Annotated in this window: 17 protein-coding genes and 1 pseudogene; 7 read left to right on the top strand and 11 right to left on the bottom strand. The window is 63.0% G+C overall.

Features of this window, described 5'->3' with window-relative positions:
* Window positions 1-724: 724 nt before the first annotated feature.
* Window positions 725-1,756, bottom strand: coding sequence for a GlxA family transcriptional regulator (locus E8M84_RS11920; protein WP_240790364.1), 1,032 nt, complete (start codon window positions 1,754-1,756; stop codon window positions 725-727).
* Window positions 1,757-1,868: 112 nt separating this feature from the next.
* Between E8M84_RS11920 and E8M84_RS11915 the strand changes: the two genes are divergently transcribed.
* The 3 genes from E8M84_RS11915 (at window position 1,869) to E8M84_RS11905 (ending at window position 4,980) form a co-directional block, all read left to right on the top strand.
* Window positions 1,869-2,078, top strand: a complete 210-nt coding sequence (locus E8M84_RS11915; protein ID WP_137111404.1) for a hypothetical protein — start codon at window positions 1,869-1,871, stop codon at window positions 2,076-2,078.
* A 12-nt stretch (window positions 2,079-2,090) separates the two neighbouring features.
* Entirely contained in the window at window positions 2,091-3,485 is a 1,395-nt protein-coding gene (locus tag E8M84_RS11910; protein WP_205914602.1) for a hypothetical protein, read from the top strand.
* Between the two features lie 106 nt (window positions 3,486-3,591).
* Window positions 3,592-4,980 carry an MATE family efflux transporter gene (locus E8M84_RS11905; RefSeq protein ID WP_137111403.1) on the top strand — a complete coding sequence of 463 codons (1,389 nt, stop codon included), beginning with the start codon at window positions 3,592-3,594 and terminating at the stop codon, window positions 4,978-4,980.
* Window positions 4,981-5,023: 43 nt separating this feature from the next.
* Here E8M84_RS11905 and E8M84_RS11900 read toward each other — a convergent pair whose 3' ends face one another.
* Window positions 5,024-5,527: a cytochrome c gene (locus tag E8M84_RS11900; RefSeq protein WP_170971918.1), complete on the bottom strand. Its 504-nt coding sequence runs from the start codon at window positions 5,525-5,527 to the stop codon at window positions 5,024-5,026.
* A gap of 768 nt (window positions 5,528-6,295) precedes the next feature.
* Here E8M84_RS11900 and E8M84_RS21955 point away from each other — a divergent pair.
* Complete coding sequence (locus E8M84_RS21955; RefSeq protein ID WP_394347421.1) at window positions 6,296-6,409, top strand: hypothetical protein; 114 nt, start codon at window positions 6,296-6,298, stop codon at window positions 6,407-6,409.
* Between the two features lie 79 nt (window positions 6,410-6,488).
* Here the strand turns inward: E8M84_RS21955 and E8M84_RS21950 are convergent.
* Window positions 6,489-6,995 (bottom strand): annotated as a pseudogene (locus E8M84_RS21950) (FAD-dependent oxidoreductase); the annotation flags it as partial.
* On the opposite strand from E8M84_RS21950, the gene E8M84_RS21455 reads away from it, so the two are divergent.
* Window positions 6,994-7,248: a hypothetical protein gene (locus E8M84_RS21455; protein ID WP_170971916.1), complete on the top strand. Its 255-nt coding sequence runs from the start codon at window positions 6,994-6,996 to the stop codon at window positions 7,246-7,248. The pseudogene E8M84_RS21950 and the gene E8M84_RS21455 sit on opposite strands and share 2 nt — an antisense overlap.
* 113 nt (window positions 7,249-7,361) lie before the next feature.
* On the opposite strand, the gene E8M84_RS11890 is transcribed toward E8M84_RS21455, so the two are convergent.
* Entirely contained in the window at window positions 7,362-8,729 is a 1,368-nt protein-coding gene (locus tag E8M84_RS11890; RefSeq protein ID WP_205914601.1) for a GAF domain-containing protein, read from the bottom strand.
* Entirely contained in the window at window positions 8,729-9,259 is a 531-nt protein-coding gene (locus tag E8M84_RS11885; protein ID WP_170971915.1) for a hypothetical protein, read from the bottom strand. Before E8M84_RS11885 ends, E8M84_RS11890 begins: the two co-directional genes overlap by 1 nt.
* An 11-nt stretch (window positions 9,260-9,270) precedes the next feature.
* Here E8M84_RS11885 and E8M84_RS11880 point away from each other — a divergent pair, with 11 nt between their 5' ends.
* Together E8M84_RS11880 and E8M84_RS11875 are read left to right on the top strand one after the other, a co-directional pair.
* Window positions 9,271-10,494 carry an NAD(P)-dependent alcohol dehydrogenase gene (locus E8M84_RS11880; protein WP_205914600.1) on the top strand — a complete coding sequence of 408 codons (1,224 nt, stop codon included), beginning with the start codon at window positions 9,271-9,273 and terminating at the stop codon, window positions 10,492-10,494.
* Between the two features lie 125 nt (window positions 10,495-10,619).
* Complete coding sequence (locus E8M84_RS11875; RefSeq protein WP_170971914.1) at window positions 10,620-11,501, top strand: alpha/beta fold hydrolase; 882 nt, start codon at window positions 10,620-10,622, stop codon at window positions 11,499-11,501.
* Between the two features lie 98 nt (window positions 11,502-11,599).
* Here E8M84_RS11875 and E8M84_RS11870 read toward each other — a convergent pair whose 3' ends face one another.
* The 6 genes from E8M84_RS11870 to E8M84_RS11845 form a co-directional block, all read right to left on the bottom strand.
* Window positions 11,600-12,355: a hypothetical protein gene (locus E8M84_RS11870; protein WP_137111398.1), complete on the bottom strand. Its 756-nt coding sequence runs from the start codon at window positions 12,353-12,355 to the stop codon at window positions 11,600-11,602.
* Window positions 12,352-13,581: a cytochrome-c peroxidase gene (locus E8M84_RS11865; protein ID WP_137111397.1), complete on the bottom strand. Its 1,230-nt coding sequence runs from the start codon at window positions 13,579-13,581 to the stop codon at window positions 12,352-12,354. The genes E8M84_RS11870 and E8M84_RS11865 overlap by 4 nt, the downstream gene beginning before the upstream one ends.
* 11 nt (window positions 13,582-13,592) lie before the next feature.
* Complete coding sequence (locus E8M84_RS11860; RefSeq protein WP_205914599.1) at window positions 13,593-14,039, bottom strand: FixH family protein; 447 nt, start codon at window positions 14,037-14,039, stop codon at window positions 13,593-13,595.
* 82 nt (window positions 14,040-14,121) lie between these two features.
* A complete protein-coding gene (locus E8M84_RS11855) occupies window positions 14,122-14,910 on the bottom strand; it encodes an AraC family transcriptional regulator (protein ID WP_137111396.1) in 789 nt (262 codons plus the stop codon).
* A gap of 178 nt (window positions 14,911-15,088) precedes the next feature.
* On the bottom strand, window positions 15,089-16,480 hold the full coding sequence (locus E8M84_RS11850; RefSeq protein ID WP_170971913.1) for an MFS transporter: 1,392 nt from the start codon (window positions 16,478-16,480) through the stop codon (window positions 15,089-15,091).
* Window positions 16,480-16,719 (bottom strand): DUF2798 domain-containing protein, encoded by a 240-nt coding sequence (locus E8M84_RS11845; protein ID WP_137111394.1) that lies wholly within the window; start codon window positions 16,717-16,719, stop codon window positions 16,480-16,482. The genes E8M84_RS11850 and E8M84_RS11845 overlap by 1 nt, the downstream gene beginning before the upstream one ends.
* Window positions 16,720-16,752 lie beyond the last annotated feature (33 nt).

The following is a 16,752-nucleotide window of genomic DNA, read 5'->3' as shown; positions in this document are numbered from 1 at the left end:
ATCAATGCTGACCTATCCCGCGGTCCGTCTCTCGTAGAATACGTTAACTTCCCTAAGAACAAATACATATACTATTAGGAGAGACGGACCGGGATGACCTCATCCCAAAACACGAGATACGTTTCCGGTTCAAGAACCTCGTCCAACCCACGAAAGACGCTCCTATAGCGATCCAACCACGTGCCGGGTCACCTGGATACCGGAGCGCCCGAGACACCCACCAGAAACGCTCCCCACGAAGCCAGGCGCACCGGTCTACCCTAGCTCCCAAGCTAACAGGCAGACCAGCTATCCAGCTAGACCCACAAAGGACCTCGGCCACATACGCCTCATCGTGAGCAAAGCAATCGGATATGAGCAGTTTCGCGAGGCGGACCTTAACCTGCGTGGCGAGACTTGGACTTTGGCTAATGAGCGACGACAGTGGGCCTAATTGTGTCCTGGTCCATCGCGCTGGAAGGCCGCCAGACGCTTGCTTGTCTCCACCGCACCGCACCCACCACCCGGGTCGCGGATGCAGGTCAGCAGTCGCCCTATCGAGCCTGGCGTGGTGTAGAGAAGTAGTGCGACAAGGATGGTGGTGGAGTGGCGGTCGCGTCTCGAAAAGGGAGCGGAATGATGAGCAGCTCCGACGACCTTGGACGCGCCGTCGCGGGGACCTGAAACATCCGGTCCGCCTCACCGGTGGAGAGTATCCGTTAGCAGCTCCCCTTGGCGATCACGACTACATCACGGCGACGTGGCGAAATCGCTGTCTGAATTGTAGAGGTGAGATCCCGGTGAACCGCTTGAAGATGCGCCGGAACGCTGCGGGCTCGGTGTAGCCCGCCTCTAAAGCAACATGGTCGATAGGATCATCGGTAGACTCGAGCATCTGCTTCGCTTCTTCGACGCGCAGCGACTGCACGTAGTCCAGGGGTGAGTAGCCCGTTGCCGCTTGGAACCGCCGCTTGAAGGTGCGCGCGGTCAGGCCTGAGGCCAGAGTCATGCCCGCCACCGGATTCGCGGCGGCGTAGTTGTCCGCGATCCAGGCCTGCGCTGCGCCAACGGCCGCGTCGTCGTGCTGGGCCGGACGCACCCGGGCCGCGAAGGGGGCCTGGCCGTTGCTCCTGTCCCCAAAGAGGAAGAGCTTGGCGGTGCGACGAGCTTCGTCCTCGCCACAAAACCGCGCGACCAGGTAGAGCGCGAGGTCGGTCCATGAGGCGTTTCCGCCGGAGGTGACGAGGCGGTGCTCTACCCCGGAGGAGACAAGAACGCGCTCGGGCCGTAGGCGGACTGCCGGATAGCGGCTGCGGATCTGGTCGCTTGCGGCCCAATGGCAGGTTGCCTCTTCTCCGTCCAACAGGCCGGCCTCAGCCAGCAACAGGGACCCGGTGCAGACCGAACAGATCAACGCACCCTGTGCGTGCTGTTGACGCAGCCAATCCACCACCTCCGGCCATCGACCGTGCGTTTCTTCGTCTCGGCCAACGGCCAAGTCCGCGATGATCACGATATCGGCCCGCTTTGCTTCGGCGAAGGTCAAATCGGGTGCAATTGGCAATCCGGCCAAGTTTCGAAACGGCTCATGGCTGCTCGCGACGACCTTGGGAAGAAAGCGGCTCGGTCCCGGCGGCCACCCCGTCAACATCTCCCAGCCGAAACCGACGAACGAGAAGACCTCGAAAAGCCCGTGCAATACGCCCGCTGCAGTCTCGGGGATTGCGACGAGGCAGACAGAAATCTTCTTGGGCGCAAAAGGTGTTGGCATATCCATGCATGGCACATTTAGACCGTTTCTGTCGAGTCCGTGCCTCACCGTCCTCTGAGCTGCCGTGCGATCTGCCATTCATCGCGGCCATAGGGCCCAGACGTTGAAAGGACGACCAATGACCGAAACCACCCTGACCCATCCTGCCAAGGACCGCTTCGCAAGGCGGCTTTGGCTTTGCCTCTTCCCGCCCCGTCGCCGGCTCGCGCGACCGGCCGACCTCGACACGCTGTCCGACCACATGCGGCGCGACATCGGGATGGAGCGTGATCCGCTGGACCAGATGTCCATCCGGACCGCCCACGACGCCATGCGTTTTTCGGGCTGAACAGGCAGAGCGATGACGTTCCGTTTCACCCGACGCCGACTCTTCGGCACCACCCTGGCTGCCACCGGCGCAGTCCTGACCGGCTTTGGCTTTGCCCAGGGCCAGACCCTCACCACGAAAGGCAAAATGATGCTTGATGGCTATTCTCCCGTTTCCCGCGGTCTTGTGGAGGCCGCGACCTTCCCCTTGATAGAAGCGATCCACGGCCGCAGGTCGCGGCGCTTTGCCAAGGGGGCCAGCATCCCGAACGGGCCGCTGGCCTATACCTCGACTGAAGCACCCCAGGCGCTGGACCCGACCGAACAGATGCTCCTGATCTCGACCGTCGCGGGGAACACTGGCTGGGTGAACCTCTTTGCGCATCACCCCAACTATGCGGGCAAGCTGCCGAACTACACTGCGGCGGCGGGCGGACGCAGCTTCCCGTCCTCTGCCGGCTTCAACACCACCGAGTTCTTCTTCACCGACGACACCGGCGTCTACTTCCTGCCAACGCGGGACATGGTGCCGGTGGCGACCGACGGCAGCCTGGATCTGAAGGATTGGACCGAAGCGCACCGGAAGCGGATCGTGAAACTGGCCGACGGCCGGCTGAACATCCCGGCGGCGATGCCCTATATGGAAGGACACAACACCTGGTGCGCCAATGTGCCCGGCTCGACCCTGATCTGGCCGGTGGCTGACGTGGCGCAGCACGTGATCCTGCTGCTGCTCTACCTGATCCAGAACGGGACGGGAATCTACGACGATGTAAACGGACGCCAGATCCCGGGGCTGGAAAAGTTCTCGCACCGGCTGAACATGTCTGTCGCCTATCCGATGACCTTCCTGGAGCAGGTCGCGATGACCGATGTTGCGACCGAGACGGGGACGGCCTGCTACGCGGGGGCGCTGATGCTTCAGGCCCTGGGTCTGGGCGGATGGATGTATACCGGGATCAACCCCTTCGTCGTCCTTGGCGCTAGTGGGGATCCGGCTGTTCCAGGCCTCGGCTTCCAGTTCCAGATGCTGGAAAGCAACCCTCTTCCCTACATCACCGGTCTGCCGGGAGTGTTCGAGGCGCATGTTCCGCCGCACCACGCCGACATGGGCGCAGCAGTGAGGGCCGTCGTCGCGCGCAAGTTCGGCAAGGGAGGGCCTTTCGATCCGGGCCAGGGGGGACAATACCGCGAAACTGCAGCGGTGCGCGGTTCCGGGGCCGAGATCGACGATGAAGCAGTCGAGATCGCCACGATCATGTCGGACTATGTGTTCTCGACCTTCGGGCGCTTCCCGGCCACGGCTCCGGCGGTGTTCATCAACACCTACCTGCAGGCGCACCGGTTGGATACCGGGTTCTACGACACGCATTTCCGACCGGGTGCCTATCTGCGGACCCACGCAAACCACGACCAGAACTGGGGCTGACCCCACCAGACCGGCGCGGGCGGCATGCCTGCGCCGGGCGCATCCCCTGATCCAGTCTGTCTCCAAGGGGCAGGACCCGGAGGAATTCTCGTTCAGGACCTTAGCCATGACCTACACAACCCTTCCCCCCGTGCAAGGGCGCAATCCAGCTCTGATCGTTCGTTTGCGAGGTGCCCTCGACGAACCGCTCGCGATGTTGCGGCTGACCGTGCCAATCATGCTCATCGCCCTCATCAACATGGGCATGAGCATCACCGACACGCTCATGGTCTCCTCCAGCTTTGGCGCCGAAGCACTTGCGGCTTTGGCAGTCGGCAGCGATTTCTATTCGATCCTCTTCTATCTGGGGGCAGGCACGATTGGCGGGCTTGTCCCGTTCTATACGGCCGCCGTCGCCCGGGCCGACCACGCCCGGCGGTTGCGGCTGGAGCAGGTGGGCCGCTCCATCGTCCTTCTCCTCTCCGCCGTGCTGGTCCCAATCGTCTGGACGGCACCGGACTGGTTGGTATTCCTCGGTCTGGACGCGGGATTGCTAGAAGCAGGGCGCGGCTACACCCGGTCGATGGCGCTGACTTTGGTCCCGATGCTGGGCGTGATGCTTTACCGCACGATGCTGACGGCGTCCGAGCGCCCTAGGGTGTTTCTCTATGTCACTGCGGCGACGCTGCCGCTGAACGCGGTCGGCAACCACCTTTTGATGCACGGCTTCGGCCCGATCCCTGCTTTAGGTCCGACCGGAGCAGGACTGTCGACACTGATCGTGGCGATTGCCAGTTTGGCCACGCTGACGCTGATTGCCCGCCGGTCTGCACCGCAGGCGCGAACCGAGTCTGGTCGCATCGCCTGGAGCGATCTAGCCCCGGTCCTGCAGGTGGGACTGCCCATCGGCATCGCGACGGTTGCCGAACTAGGCATCTTTTTAGGAGCCACGCTTTACGCCGCGACTTTGAGTCCTGCAGACGTGGCGGCCCATACGCTGACCTTGCGTTTAGCGGGGGTTGCCTATGCGGTGCCCGCCGCTTTGCTGCAGGCCGCGATGGTGCGCATGGCGCGGGTCGAAGCGACCGGCGACTTGGCCCATCGCCGCCGGGTGATTGGCGCCGCGCTGTGGCTATCGGGGCTTTCCGGTTTGTTGCTGTTCCTTGGCTTGTGCGCGGCGGCAGTTCCACTGACCCAAGCCTTCTTCGAGCCGACCGCTGTCGGCGTTGCAGCAACCGAATCTGCGGTCATGCTGCTGATCTTGCTGGGCGCGATGGAACTCGTCGCCAACCCAGGCCTCGGCGCGTCCGGCCTGTTGCGCGGGCGCAAAGACACTCGTGTTCCGATGGTTTACACGCTGGCCGGTAACTGGTGCGTCGGAGCGCCGCTGGGCCTTTGGTTCAGCGCGACATGGCTTGAAGGCATTGCAGGCGTCTGGGCGGGCCTCATGGCCGGAACGCTGGTGACAAGTTGCTTGATGCTGGCAAGGCTTGCAAACCGCAGTCGGTTGTCTTGAGCGTGCAGCCCGCCCGACGATGGTCAGGCGGGCCGCCAGCAGTTCATCCGCCCGGAGGGACGACGCGCATCACGAAGGATGGTGCTGGCTCGCCAGGTGGAACCGGCCCAGGCACATCATTGGCCACCGGATCGAGCGACTTCAGGTAGGCCGCGATGGCGTAGGCGTCGTCGTCACTCAGCGTCGAGAGGTTCGGCCAGGGCATGACCGGCACCAGGCCGCGACCGTCGGGTGTAGCACCAGTGCGGATCGCGGCGACGATCTGATCCTCGCTCCAGGTCCCAAGGCCGGTGGCGTCGTCCGGGGTCAGGTTCGGCCCGTAGACAATCCCGATACCTGGAATCTCGAATCCGACCTCCGACCCGCCAAGAAATCGGCTCAGATCCGGCTTGCCCAGAAAGTGGCCCGGTGTGTGGCAATCGCTGCACCCGGCGATCTGGACAAGGTAGCGACCGCGCTCGATTTGCGTCTCGTCGGCCCGGGCGCTGCCAGGCACCAGAGTCGCAAGCAGCACCGAGATCAGCGTGGCGGTCAGTTCAGGGCGCATGTCCTTTGCGCCCCGGAGGGATCTTTTCAACCTTTTGTTCATGGCTTTGGCTTCCCTCTCTGGCTTATTCGGCTGCTAGTGCGACAGAGCCCTGGGCGGCAGCGTCACGCACGGTGTGATTGCCGAACACGCCCTGCGGATCATAGGTCGCGGCAAGCGACGCGATGCGGATGCGGGCTTCGGCGCTGTAGCAGGCGTCGATCCGCCCGGGGCGTGCCAGATCGGCATGGCCGACGTAGCGACCCTTGGTCACCGGATCGAGCGCGTCCATTCCAGCGCGCAACCAGACCAGGTTCTGCGCATCGTCCTCGGGCAAGGTCCAGGTCCCGTGCATGATCCCGCAGACCGAACCGATGACGGACAAGGCCGCATCCGGCAGGCCGCGGTGCAGGGCCGAGTTGCGACCGTAGATCACGCAGATGGCATTGGACTGGACCGATGGAGCCTCGGCGACCATCCGGGCAAGGCCCGCAAAGGTGGCATCGGCATCTTCGCTCCACACACAGTCCACACCGTAGCGTCCACCATCGGGGAAGCTTTGGTCGACGATGCCGTAAAGCGCCGCAAAGGTGATGGGCGTGGTCGGCGTGTGGACAACCGCCCCCTCGGGCACCAGATCGCCGACATTCCGGGCCAGACCGGTGATTTCGGTCATCGAGCCGCCATAGACCGTCAAGATCACTGTCGCGAATTTCGCGTCACCCATGTCGGCTGCGGGCGGAGCCGCGGCAAACGACAGCGAGGCTTCGGCAAAGCTGGGCAGGACATTTGCAAGCCGCTTCATGCTGGCCGTCACCTCGGCCACCCGTGCAAGAGGGTAGGTCCAGGTTGTCACTGCCATCGCCGGGGGCAGCGGCATCAGGCGCAGCCAATAGCGCGTGACGATCCCGAAGAAGAGCGGACCTGCGCCACGCAGCGCCCAGAAGATGTCGGAGTGGTCATTTGCGCTGACCATCACGACGCTCCCATCGGCAAGCACAACCTCGGCCTTTTCGATCAGGTGGCAGGCCGGGCCCCAGGTGCCCTCGTTCCAGCCAAAGCCGCCGCCCAGCAGATAGCCACCCATCGCCACGTCACCACAATGACCGACAGGAAAAGCCAGCCCTTCGGCGGTCAGCGCGATGGCAAGGGCAAGGTTCTTCGCCGCAGGCCCGACTTCCGCGATGCGCTTCAGGCGGTCAATGGTGACAGTGTTCAGAGCGCTGAGGTCGATCGCAACCCCGTCCTGCAGGGCGATGCCCGACCAGTTGTGCCCGCTGGACCGGGCCGAAGCCTGATAGCCGTTCGCCGCGGCATAGCGCACGGCGGCCTGGACGTCGGCAACAGTCGTCGCCTGGACAATAACGCGAGGGGTCGCCTCAGGCTTGCGCCCGTTCCAGACAAACCCCTCGCGCGCGGCGGTGAAACCCGCCTCTCCCTCAGCGATGACATGGCCGCTGACCTGAATGCGGAGATCTTCGATATACATGGTTCTGTTCCTTCTTTTCCAATTCGTCATGCCGGGCAATGCCGCGCCGGCCAGCTTCCTGCGGCCGCAGCCCAAAGCGGGATGCGGGCTCACCATCACCGCAAAATCCAGGGCCAGCCCGAAGCCCGAAGGGTGTCAGGTCGTGCCAGTGTTTGTCCGCCTTTCAACGGCTCTGGATTTTGGAAACGGAAGCATTCCTCGCCAACCGGGTCAGTCCCTCTGGCGCTTTGCCGTCCGCATCACGGTGTTCTGATGAACGAGTGCACATCTACTGTGCGCGGATGCTGGATGCTCGCTAAGTGTTCCCTCGCGAAACCTTAAAAGCTTCTTAAACGGGGGAAACCCGGGCGGACATAGACCCGTGACTCACTCTTCCTGCACGGTGATCTTGGCCTGAACCACCAGCCGGAAGCGCCCGCGCCCGGTCTTTTCCATCTGGATCGGCAGGGCCTTCTCCCGCAGTCGGCGCTCCAGCAAGACAAGCCGTGCCTCCAGATTCTCGGCATGGGTCGGCAAGCGCAGTTCCGGCGAAAGTCGAAGCTCCCTATTGGAAAACTCAAAGGTTCCGGTCGCGACATGGGCGCGCACCAGTTTCCACAGGATCGCGCCTGCGACGCCCTTGATCACGTAGTCGCCGTCCGCAAAGACGCTGTCATCGGCCGCGAAATGCCGCATCGTCAGAGTGGTGTCGAAGCTGCCAGCCCCGAGCGTCTTGGGTGTTTCGGCAGGGTCGTCATCCGCCGCAAGCGCCGCTGCATGGGCAGCAAGCGCTGCAGCGATACAGGAAAGAGTGTCTTCCTCTTCGTGCCGAAACCGCAAGGGCAGTGGGCTTTCCGCGAAGAGCACTCCGGTCAACCTGCCCTGCCATATGATCGGAAGCGCGATCTGGCTTTCCGGATGCACCAGGCCCGGAAAGGCGACACCCCGGCTTTCGGCTGCGCCCGGTCCCGCCTCGGCCCGAACGCGGTCGCGGACCGCCGTCCCGTAAAGATAATCGGTCGACATGTGGTCAATCCGGATTGCCACCCTTTCGCGCGCAGCCACACCGATGACCCCATCACCAAGCCGCACCTCAGCCCCGATGCCCGACGCCGCGTAGCCCCATGTTGCAACCGCATCCAGTGCCCCACGGGTATTGTCGGGGACGAGGATCATCAGATTGGTGATCCCGAGATGACGCGCGATGGCATCAAGTGCGGTGTCGTAGAGCTCGCCCAATGTGCCAGCCCGCGCCATGTCGGCAAGGACGCGGCACAGCGCGGGAAGCATGGCAATCTGCGGCACGGGACGCGGAACCACCGGCGGCAGCATCTGACGGATCGCCCGGACCCGAAAGATGTCGGCACCCATCAGCCGAAACACCCCCTCCATTCCGGTATGCGAGGCGATGCCGGCCAGCTTTGCCTTCATCGTTTCGAACAGAGGCCCCTGGGCTTCGGTGGTTTCGAAGTCGAGATCGAGCTGGTAGAACGCCGTGGTCAGAGGGTCGACAACTTCGACCGCGGCGGTGCGGGTCGACAGGATGTTGCGCCGCGTCTTGTTGAAGAACTGGTAGCTTAGTGCCACGCGGCCCGGATCGACGTATTGGATCTGGCTGATGTAGGACACGTTCGGAGTGCCGTCGGGATCGACGGTTGCCAGAACAGCGGGCACTGCACCCTCAAAGCAATCGCGCAGGGCATCCAGCGTCAGGACCGGCGTTGCGTCGTCTTCGGACCTGCCAGACATTTCCATCACAGTTTGCGCCCCGCACCCGGTCCCGGCGTCTGTTCAAAAGCCGCATTCGGCAAGAAGCTCAGCACGCAGAAGCTTTGAGATCTGCGCGCGCAGAACGCCCTGACGAACGATGGCGCATAACCGATTGTGCGAAGAACAGCTGCGAAGGCATCGGTCTGGTGCGTCAGGCTCTTCAAGTCATCTGCTTCAGGTTCCTCGGCCCTGGTGGACATTGCCTTCAGCTGGATCGTCCGGTGCGACATCGGCGCGCTGAATGTCACGGCGATCGGCCCGCCCGACTGTGCCGTGTCGCTGATCGCGGAATTGCCCTCGGCGGGATAGATCAGGCGGATCGCGCCGCCCGCCAAAACCCGCGATGCCAGCGCCCGCCCGCCCCGAGCCCGTCCATCCGCACCAACCACACCGACAATGATGCTTACGCCGCTTCCGATGAAGTCCACGACCTCATCCGACAGCAAGATGGTGCCGGGTGCCTCGGCCGATACCATGCTTTGGTTCATGCCTTCCTCAGTCTTGGGGGGCTTCATGACAGCGACGAGTGGATCGCCAGAACCTACGTCACTGCCAGAGAATCGCAAACACTGTCGTATCATCCCAGTCCGAACGCCAACTCTTCCTTGATCACCTCACACGGCCCGCCGGGGAAGTCCCCAGCGACCCGCGGCGCTGCGGGCAAATAATAGCCGCTTCGTTCAAGCCCGGACTGAGTTTCGTGACTATTCATTCGCCTCGTTTCACATCCCATGCCCCAGACGGGCGACGGGCCCAGATCACGGAGAGCGAAATGAAGGCGATGACCTATCGCAGGTATGGCGGCCCCGATGTCGTGACACTCGCCAACGTGCCGAAGCCAACTCTCAAGCCAAACGAGGTCTTGATCCGCATTCTCGCCACGACCGTGACCTCTGCCGACTGGCGGGCACGGAGCCTGAGCATGCCAGGGGGCTTCAGTCTGTTTGGACGCCTGGTGTTCGGACTGCTTCGCCCGCGCCAGCCGATCCTCGGAACCGAGCTGGCGGGGATCATCGACGCCATCGGTCCCGCGGTGTCGCGCTTTCGGGTGGGGGACGAGGTGATTGCATTTACGGGCGGTCGTTTCGGTTGCCATGCCGAATACCGTGCAATCGCAGAAGACGGAATGACCGCGCTAAAGCCTGAAAATCTCAGCTTCGAAGAGGCCGCGTCGCTGTCGTTCGGTGCAATGAATGCGCTGCCCTTCCTGCGCGACCAGGCGCGGATCAGGCGCGGGGATCATGTGCTGGTGGTCGGCGCTTCGGGTGCCGTCGGGACCGCGGCCATTCAGATCGCCAAGCATTTCGGCGCGGTCGTGACTGGGGTCACAAGCACGGGGAATGTCGCCCTGGTCCAGTCGATCGGGGCAGATCGGGCTATCGACTACACCAAGGTGGATTTCGCGACGACCGGAGACAGCTGGGACATCATCCTTGATACAGCGGGAACCGTTCCGTTCAAGAGGTGCGAGATGTCGCTCAAGCCCGGGGGGCGACTGGTCGCCGTCCAAGGATCGTTGGGGCAGTGGCTTGGGTTGGGCAAACCGTCACGGAAAAGCGGAAAGCGCGTGATCACCGGAGTTGCCGCACCCACGCCCGAAGATCTTCGCACCATTGCTGACCTCGCCGCGAAGGGTGAGCTGAAGCCGGTGATTGACCGCGTCTATCCTCTGGAGGATGCAGCCAAGGCCCATGCCTATGTCGATACCGGCCGCAAGCGCGGCAGTGTCGTGCTCCGGGTGGTGGGTTGATGAGTAGGGTCGGAAGCCCCGTCGACTTTCCCAGGCGCAAGCGTCGGTGGTGCGGAATGCTTCGGATATTGAAGGGCACAACCCTTGCCGTTGCGGCCCTATCCTCTGCTGGCGCGGGGTATGAAATGCTCGCGGCATCCGGTGATGCTGTGCGCTATCCGGTGCCGGGACAGCGTGTGGATATCGGCGGCTATAGCCTGCATCTCCTTTGCCTGGGCCAGGGGAGCCCCGCTGTCATTCTGGACGCTGGGCTGGGCGGCACGTCGCGGGACTGGGTGCTGGTCCAGTCCAGGCTTGCGGCCGACACGCGGGTCTGCGCCTACGATCGCGCGGGCATGGGTCACAGCGATCCGGGGCCGGAGCTACGCTCACCCGCCCGGATAGCGGATGAACTGCAGAGGCTTGTGAAGTCTGCCGGTGTCCCCGGCCCCTACGTCCTTGTAGCGCACTCTTTGTCCGGCAAGAGCGCACGCTTGTTTGCCGCCGCCCATCCCGACGTTGTGGCAGGCATGGTTCTGGTGGATACGAGAAGCGAGAAGATCGACGCAGCGACGCCACCGGACGAGGCCGAGGCCTTCGCGGTGGCCCTCAAACGACGAGCGAACCTGCTCACACTAGCGCGCAAGTTGGGGCTGGTGCGGCTCCTTGGGTCAATCTTGACGGACGTGCCGAGCTTGCCGCCGGGCGTTGCGACGGAAATGGCGCTGTTGCAGACCCAGCCGCAATCGCTGCGGGCAACCACAGCCGAAGGGCTGGCGCGATCAACGGACGACGCGGCGCTCAACAGCGTTTCCTTGGGAGAAATTCCGCTCGTCGTGATCGCGGCGGGAGACAGCATGGCGAGCATCCCCGGCTGGGCCGAGGCGCAAGAGGAGCTTTCGGCGTTGAGCCGCGAGGGGCGGTTGGTGGTGGCGGAAGGCAGTTCCCATCTGGTGCAGATCGATCAGCCCGAGATCGTGATCGACGCAGTCCTCTCGGTGCTGGACGCGGCTCGGAAGGTTGAGTGAGCGTTGCAAAGACCTAGCCGCACCTGACAGACAGAAAGGCGATATGGAAACCTCAGGATTTAAGTCCCGCGTTTGTGTGAGTGCAACGGGCGCAGCGATCAGGACTGGGGTTTACCCGGCGTGTCCGCCTCTGACGCTTGATCGGCAGACAGCGGCGTTCCATCCAGGAAGTCCGCCGCTGGGGAGTCGACGAAGAACCAGCGGATCTCGCGCACCTTGTTCATCGGCATGGTGACGATGGCACGGTCTTGCGCGATCAGCACATAGGCGGAGGTCACCCGCACAATCCGACCCTGGATCACGCCGCGGTCGGTTTCGATTTCCGACATGGCGCGCGACGGATCGGTCGCGGTGGCGCTGTCGGTCATCCCGAGGACCGTCGGGATATAGAGAAGCGACACCACCAGCCAGACGTTCGCCGTGTGTCGCCAGTTGATCAAGGCATTTGCGCCTGCAGCGATCAATCCAAGCACAAGGTATCCGCAGGCCATGTGTCCAAGGGTTGACTGACTGGGACCAGAATAGAAGTGGAAGAAGCCGAAACTGGTCACCGCCAAAGCCGGGATACCCAAAGCCAAGGCGGTGGCCTTGTTCGACGGCGCAAGGACGATCAGGCGGCCAAGGACGACAGCCACGGCGGCCGAAACCACCATCGGGATCGCGCCAATGGCTGACCCGATCAGCAGGTCTTGGACCGTGAGCAGGGAAATCAGACTCCATTCGATCGGGGCGAAGAAGCCGAGGTTGTAAAGCGTGGCCCCGGCAACGGCGATCGCGGTGAAACCTGCGGCCAATTCGGTGAAGGTCCGACGCTCAAGCGCCAAGTGCTCTTTGATGACGGTTCGGGTGATCATCGCTGGACTTCCTTTGCGATCGGATCAAGCGCACCCAGGAACGCCTCCAGGGCCGCAAGCTCGGCGGAGTTCAGGTTCAGCGGCGCAAGCTCGCTATGGCCGTCCGGGGCGGCGGGCGCGGTGTTGTAGTGGAACAGAACTTCGCCCAGGGTCGCGATCTGACCGGCGTGCATGTAGGGCGGACGGCTGGCAACCCCGCGCAGCGATGGCGGCTTGTAGGCCCTGATCATCTCGTGCCCGGCCTTGCCCAGAAACTTCAGCTCGGCGCAGTCGCCTGGTTCAGCGTCGCTGTAAGGTCCCAAGCAGTTGAAAGGATCGGCCAGGACCTGATCAACCGCCAAGCTTCTCCCAACATCATCAGGCAGACCGGGAACGGCGGCGACGCCGGTGTTGTGGAAGAAGTTGTCGGTCATGAGCGGACCATTGTGGCACTTGGTGCATTCGCCCTTCCCGACAAAGAGTCGCAGCCCGTCTTCTTCTTGGCCACTCAGAATCCCCGAGGTGTCCTCGCCCGCGGCAAGGCGGTCGACATAGGCGTCAAAGCGCGAGGGCTGCGGCGTAATCGTGCGTTCGTAGGCGGCGATTGCCTTTCCCACATTGGCAAATACGCGGTTGATCGCGTCCTTCTGGATGTCGTCTAACGCAAGCCAGTCATCTAGCACCGTGCCAAAGCCGTTAGGGCCTGCATGATCCGGCACCGCGTCAAGCGTCGGCAACGGTCCGAACAGCGCGGCGTATTGATCGGCATAGTGAACCCCGATAAGATGCGCGATGTAGGCCCTGTCGGTTCCATGCTCGACCGCGCTTTCCAGCGGACCAAGGGCCTGCGCCCATTGGCTGTCCTTGCGTCCGTCCCAGAACAGCCAGGGGCTGTAGGCCGTGCCTGCAATCGGCATCGTCCGGCGCGCCGTCTCACCCACACCCTTTGCACGCGGCAGATCGTCCTGGAACTGGCGCTCCGGCAGGTGGCAGGTTCCGCAGGAGACCGTGCCGTTCGCGCTGAGTCGGGTGTCGAAGAACAGGGCCTTGCCAAGCGACGCTGCATCCGGGCCATCGGCAACGGCATTCGACGGGTCCGCGGGCAGCGGCGGCAGGCTTGCAAGCCCAAGCGACAGGACAAGCCTGGTCTCTTCCTCGGTCCAAGTCTGCGGCTTGGTCAGGGTCCAGTAGGCAGCCGCTGCCGATCCGATGGCTAGGGCCGAAAGGATGGCGGTCGAGGTGCGCATTGTCTGCCCCCCTACAGGACAAGGTTGAAGGTGACGGTGTCCGGTCCGTCGGGGCCATCGACCGACAGGTTGACCACCCACCAGCCGGGCATGTTGAACTTCATGCCCTCGACCTGATAGCGACCCTCGCCAAGATCGGCGCTGACCTGCGGTTCGGTCGGCAAGCCATGACCGTGCTGTGGCATCCCGCCATCAACGGCGATCCTGGCGTGATCGACCGGTTTGCTGTCCCGGGTGCTAATCTGGACCACCCAGCCATGCATGGTTCCGACAGAGATGGGCGACAGGCCCGGTTCGACCGATACCGTGTAAAGCCCTTGGTCGGTGGACTTCGCTAGCGACAGGTCAAGGTCGGCCGGCGGGGGCTGCATCATTTTCGCGACGGCAATGCCACCAACTGCAAGAAGGGCAACCGGCACCGACCAGAAGAGGCGCCGACGGGTGATGAGGTTTGACATGTAGGGCTCCATTCGTTTGCGATAGCCAGAGACTTACGCCGGTGTCGCGGGCATCGCTTGAACGAAGGGGCTAATCTTGTTTTCAGGCCGTCAGAGCGGCGTGGGACTGGGGGGATTCGATCCTTGCCCGTGTCGGCGCAAGGCCGAACATCCGCTGGCAGGTGCGGGACAGATGGGCGGAATCGGCGAAGTTCGCCGCGTAAGCCGCCTCGGTCCAGGATGTTCCGCCAAAACCAATGGACAGGGCCCGGTTCAGCCGTTCCCACAGAAGGTAGCGGCGGAAGGACACTCCGGTCTCGGCCACAAACAGATGGCGCAGCCGTCCCGGTGACAGACCGATCTTGCGCGCCAGCGCGGGCAAAGTCACAGGCTCGTCCAGATGCGCCCGGATCTCGGAAATGGTTCGCAAGACACGAACATCGGCGACGTCCCTTTGCGCATCGACACCCGAGAAGCTTGTCACCGCCTGCTTGGCGAGCGCAATCATCGACGCGTCATCGGTGCCAGCGAAATAGGCCCGGCCAATCGGCCGGGCGAGCGCCCGGGCCTCTGATGCTGGCAGGAGATGAAGACCGGACCGGCCAAACCGCGCCAGAACGCCCCGGCCCACAGCGGACTCCGGCTCGAAAAGGATGTTTGCAGCCACGCTGCCGGGGGCATGAAACACATGAGGCACATCCGGCGCGATCACCGCTCCTTCGCAGGTGATCCAATCGCCTTCCGGATCCGTCTTGAACTGCGCCGTCCCTTGGATCGGCAGGCAAAGCTGGATGGCATGATGCTCATGCCAGCCCATGGTTCCGGTGATCAGCGCCAGCCAAAGGCTGCCGCCTTCCCAGAACAAGACCCTGCCAATGCCTGCCGCTTCCATCGGAAAATGCTACGGCAACCCAGAATTTCTTCAAACAGGATTCATGTGGAGCAGGTTGTCCCCGTGATATGAAGCAGTCCGCAGAGAGTGCCGCCCATCCAACCGTCCAGATTTTGCTGGGTAGAGGGACGGGCAACAAGCTGCTTCTTGCTTCGGGGCCCTGGACAAACGACGGAGTTCAGCGCTTGTATCGATGCTTTACGGTGATGCCGATGGCGGTCCCGGCAAGGACTGTGGCAACGATGAAGGTGGCTGTCAGCCCTGCCTGATTGCCCATTGGGATGCCAAGATTCTGCGCGATGTTAGGACCGAAGGCATAGACCGTCCCCATTGCGGAAGCGCCTGAAATGAGGCCCAGGTTGCGGGACAGGCCCAGCAACGCCGATGTTACACCCCGACGGTCACTTGTGGCTCGTTGCATGACAGCCGTCGTGTTAGCAGCCTGGAACAGGGCGTATCCGAAGGTGATGACGACAAGGCCGCTCAGGTAGCCGCCAACCCCCAAGGATGATGGCAGAGCGGTCATCAGAACCGAGCCGGCAATCACGGCAACAAGACCTCCGGACGTTACCGGAAAGGTTCCGATGCGATCCACCAGCCGACCTGCCGGAGCCCCGGCGAGAGCGGCGACGATTGGTCCGACTGACATTACAAGGCCGGTCTTGAAGGACCCGAGACCCAAGCTTCCGGACAGATAGAACGGGCCCACGACCAGGGTTGCCATCACGATGGATGATACGAGCATAAGGGAAACCAGACCAGACCTCAGCCCGCCATCGCGCAGAAGGTCGAGCCGAACAAGTGGGACTGGCGTCCGCGCAATATGCCAAATCAAGGCGGCAAACCCAATACACGCAACGGCGGCAACCGCTGAAAGTCCGAGGGTTGACAGTCGGGCCCCAAAGGTCAGCGCGATCATTGCCGCAAGGAGCGCCAGCACCAGCAGAACTGTGCCTGTGCCATCGAATCCTGATGGTTTCTGCGAAGGCGCCAGATCCCTTGGAAACAGGGCACGGCCGACCAGCAACGCCAGGACTCCCATGATCGCGAGGAAGGCAAAGACTGCAGGCCACCCGAGCAAGGCGATCATTGCGCCACCCAGCGAAGGGCCAAGTGCCGTTCCCACTGCCGAAACTGTGCCGAGGAGGCCCATCGCACTTCCGGTGCGGTGCTTTGGCACGAGGTCGCCGACCATGGCGATCGTCAGTGACATCATGATGGCAGCTCCGGCGCCCTGAACCGCACGGGACACCACCAGCATCCAAAGGCTGGGCGCAATAGCAGCCGCAGTTGACGCCACAGCGAAAAGTCCGATCCCGATCAGCAACAAAAGCCTGCGCCCGATGATATCGCCCAGTCGTCCTGCGCTGACGATCAGGCTGGTGACAGCCAGAAGATATCCGATCACCACCCACTGCACCTCGGCCATGGTCGCCTCAAGTGACGTAGCCAAGGTCGGCAAGGCGACATTGACGATGCTGATGCCAAGGGAGGGAAGCAGCATCGCCAGCGACAGCGCCGCGAGGCGCGGCCAATAGCGCTCCTCTTTCAAAGGTGCGGCTTCCGTCATCACCGCACCTGAGCGGATGGGGTTTTGACCAGCTTGCCGACAAGTCGACGAGCCACCGGCGCCACGATCAGGACAGTCGGGAAGGCGATGAGCCATGACAGAAGCCAGGCACTGATCCAGAGGCCGAGGAAGCCGTCGACAAGGCCGGCATTCCGCATTGTCGCAACACCGGACACGATGAGGGACATGAGGGCCGACAAGATGAAACCAAACAGGACTGGGGCTAAGCGGGGTGACATCGTGATCTCCTTTTCTGTTGTGGAAGGACACAT

The sequence above is a fragment of the Rhodobacter sp. SY28-1 genome, assembly GCF_005222785.1.
Lineage (GTDB): Bacteria > Pseudomonadota > Alphaproteobacteria > Rhodobacterales > Rhodobacteraceae > Tabrizicola.
The sequence above is the reverse complement of the archived record's forward strand: the minus strand, read 5'-3'. Positions and strand labels throughout refer to the sequence as shown.

Bases quoted from the DNA above. Each gene is read 5' to 3' on its own strand.
- E8M84_RS11850 (WP_170971913.1), bottom strand. From the start codon at position 16,480: ATGACGGAAGCCGCACCTTTGAAAGAGGAGCGCTATTGGCCGCGCCTC.
- E8M84_RS11920 (WP_240790364.1), bottom strand. From the start codon at position 1,756: ATGGATATGCCAACACCTTTTGCGCCCAAGAAGATTTCTGTCTGCCTC.
- E8M84_RS11915 (WP_137111404.1), top strand. From the start codon at position 1,869: ATGACCGAAACCACCCTGACCCATCCTGCCAAGGACCGCTTCGCAAGG.
- E8M84_RS11845 (WP_137111394.1), bottom strand. From the start codon at position 16,719: ATGTCACCCCGCTTAGCCCCAGTCCTGTTTGGTTTCATCTTGTCGGCC.
- E8M84_RS21455 (WP_170971916.1), top strand. From the start codon at position 6,994: ATGGTTCTGTTCCTTCTTTTCCAATTCGTCATGCCGGGCAATGCCGCG.
- E8M84_RS11900 (WP_170971918.1), bottom strand. From the start codon at position 5,527: ATGCGCCCTGAACTGACCGCCACGCTGATCTCGGTGCTGCTTGCGACT.
- E8M84_RS11870 (WP_137111398.1), bottom strand. From the start codon at position 12,355: ATGATCACCCGAACCGTCATCAAAGAGCACTTGGCGCTTGAGCGTCGG.
- E8M84_RS11905 (WP_137111403.1), top strand. From the start codon at position 3,592: ATGACCTACACAACCCTTCCCCCCGTGCAAGGGCGCAATCCAGCTCTG.
- E8M84_RS11890 (WP_205914601.1), bottom strand. From the start codon at position 8,729: ATGGAAATGTCTGGCAGGTCCGAAGACGACGCAACGCCGGTCCTGACG.
- E8M84_RS11855 (WP_137111396.1), bottom strand. From the start codon at position 14,910: ATGGAAGCGGCAGGCATTGGCAGGGTCTTGTTCTGGGAAGGCGGCAGC.
- E8M84_RS11860 (WP_205914599.1), bottom strand. From the start codon at position 14,039: ATGTCAAACCTCATCACCCGTCGGCGCCTCTTCTGGTCGGTGCCGGTT.
- E8M84_RS11865 (WP_137111397.1), bottom strand. From the start codon at position 13,581: ATGCGCACCTCGACCGCCATCCTTTCGGCCCTAGCCATCGGATCGGCA.
- E8M84_RS11910 (WP_205914602.1), top strand. From the start codon at position 2,091: ATGACGTTCCGTTTCACCCGACGCCGACTCTTCGGCACCACCCTGGCT.
- E8M84_RS11875 (WP_170971914.1), top strand. From the start codon at position 10,620: ATGCTCGCGGCATCCGGTGATGCTGTGCGCTATCCGGTGCCGGGACAG.
- E8M84_RS11885 (WP_170971915.1), bottom strand. From the start codon at position 9,259: ATGAAGCCCCCCAAGACTGAGGAAGGCATGAACCAAAGCATGGTATCG.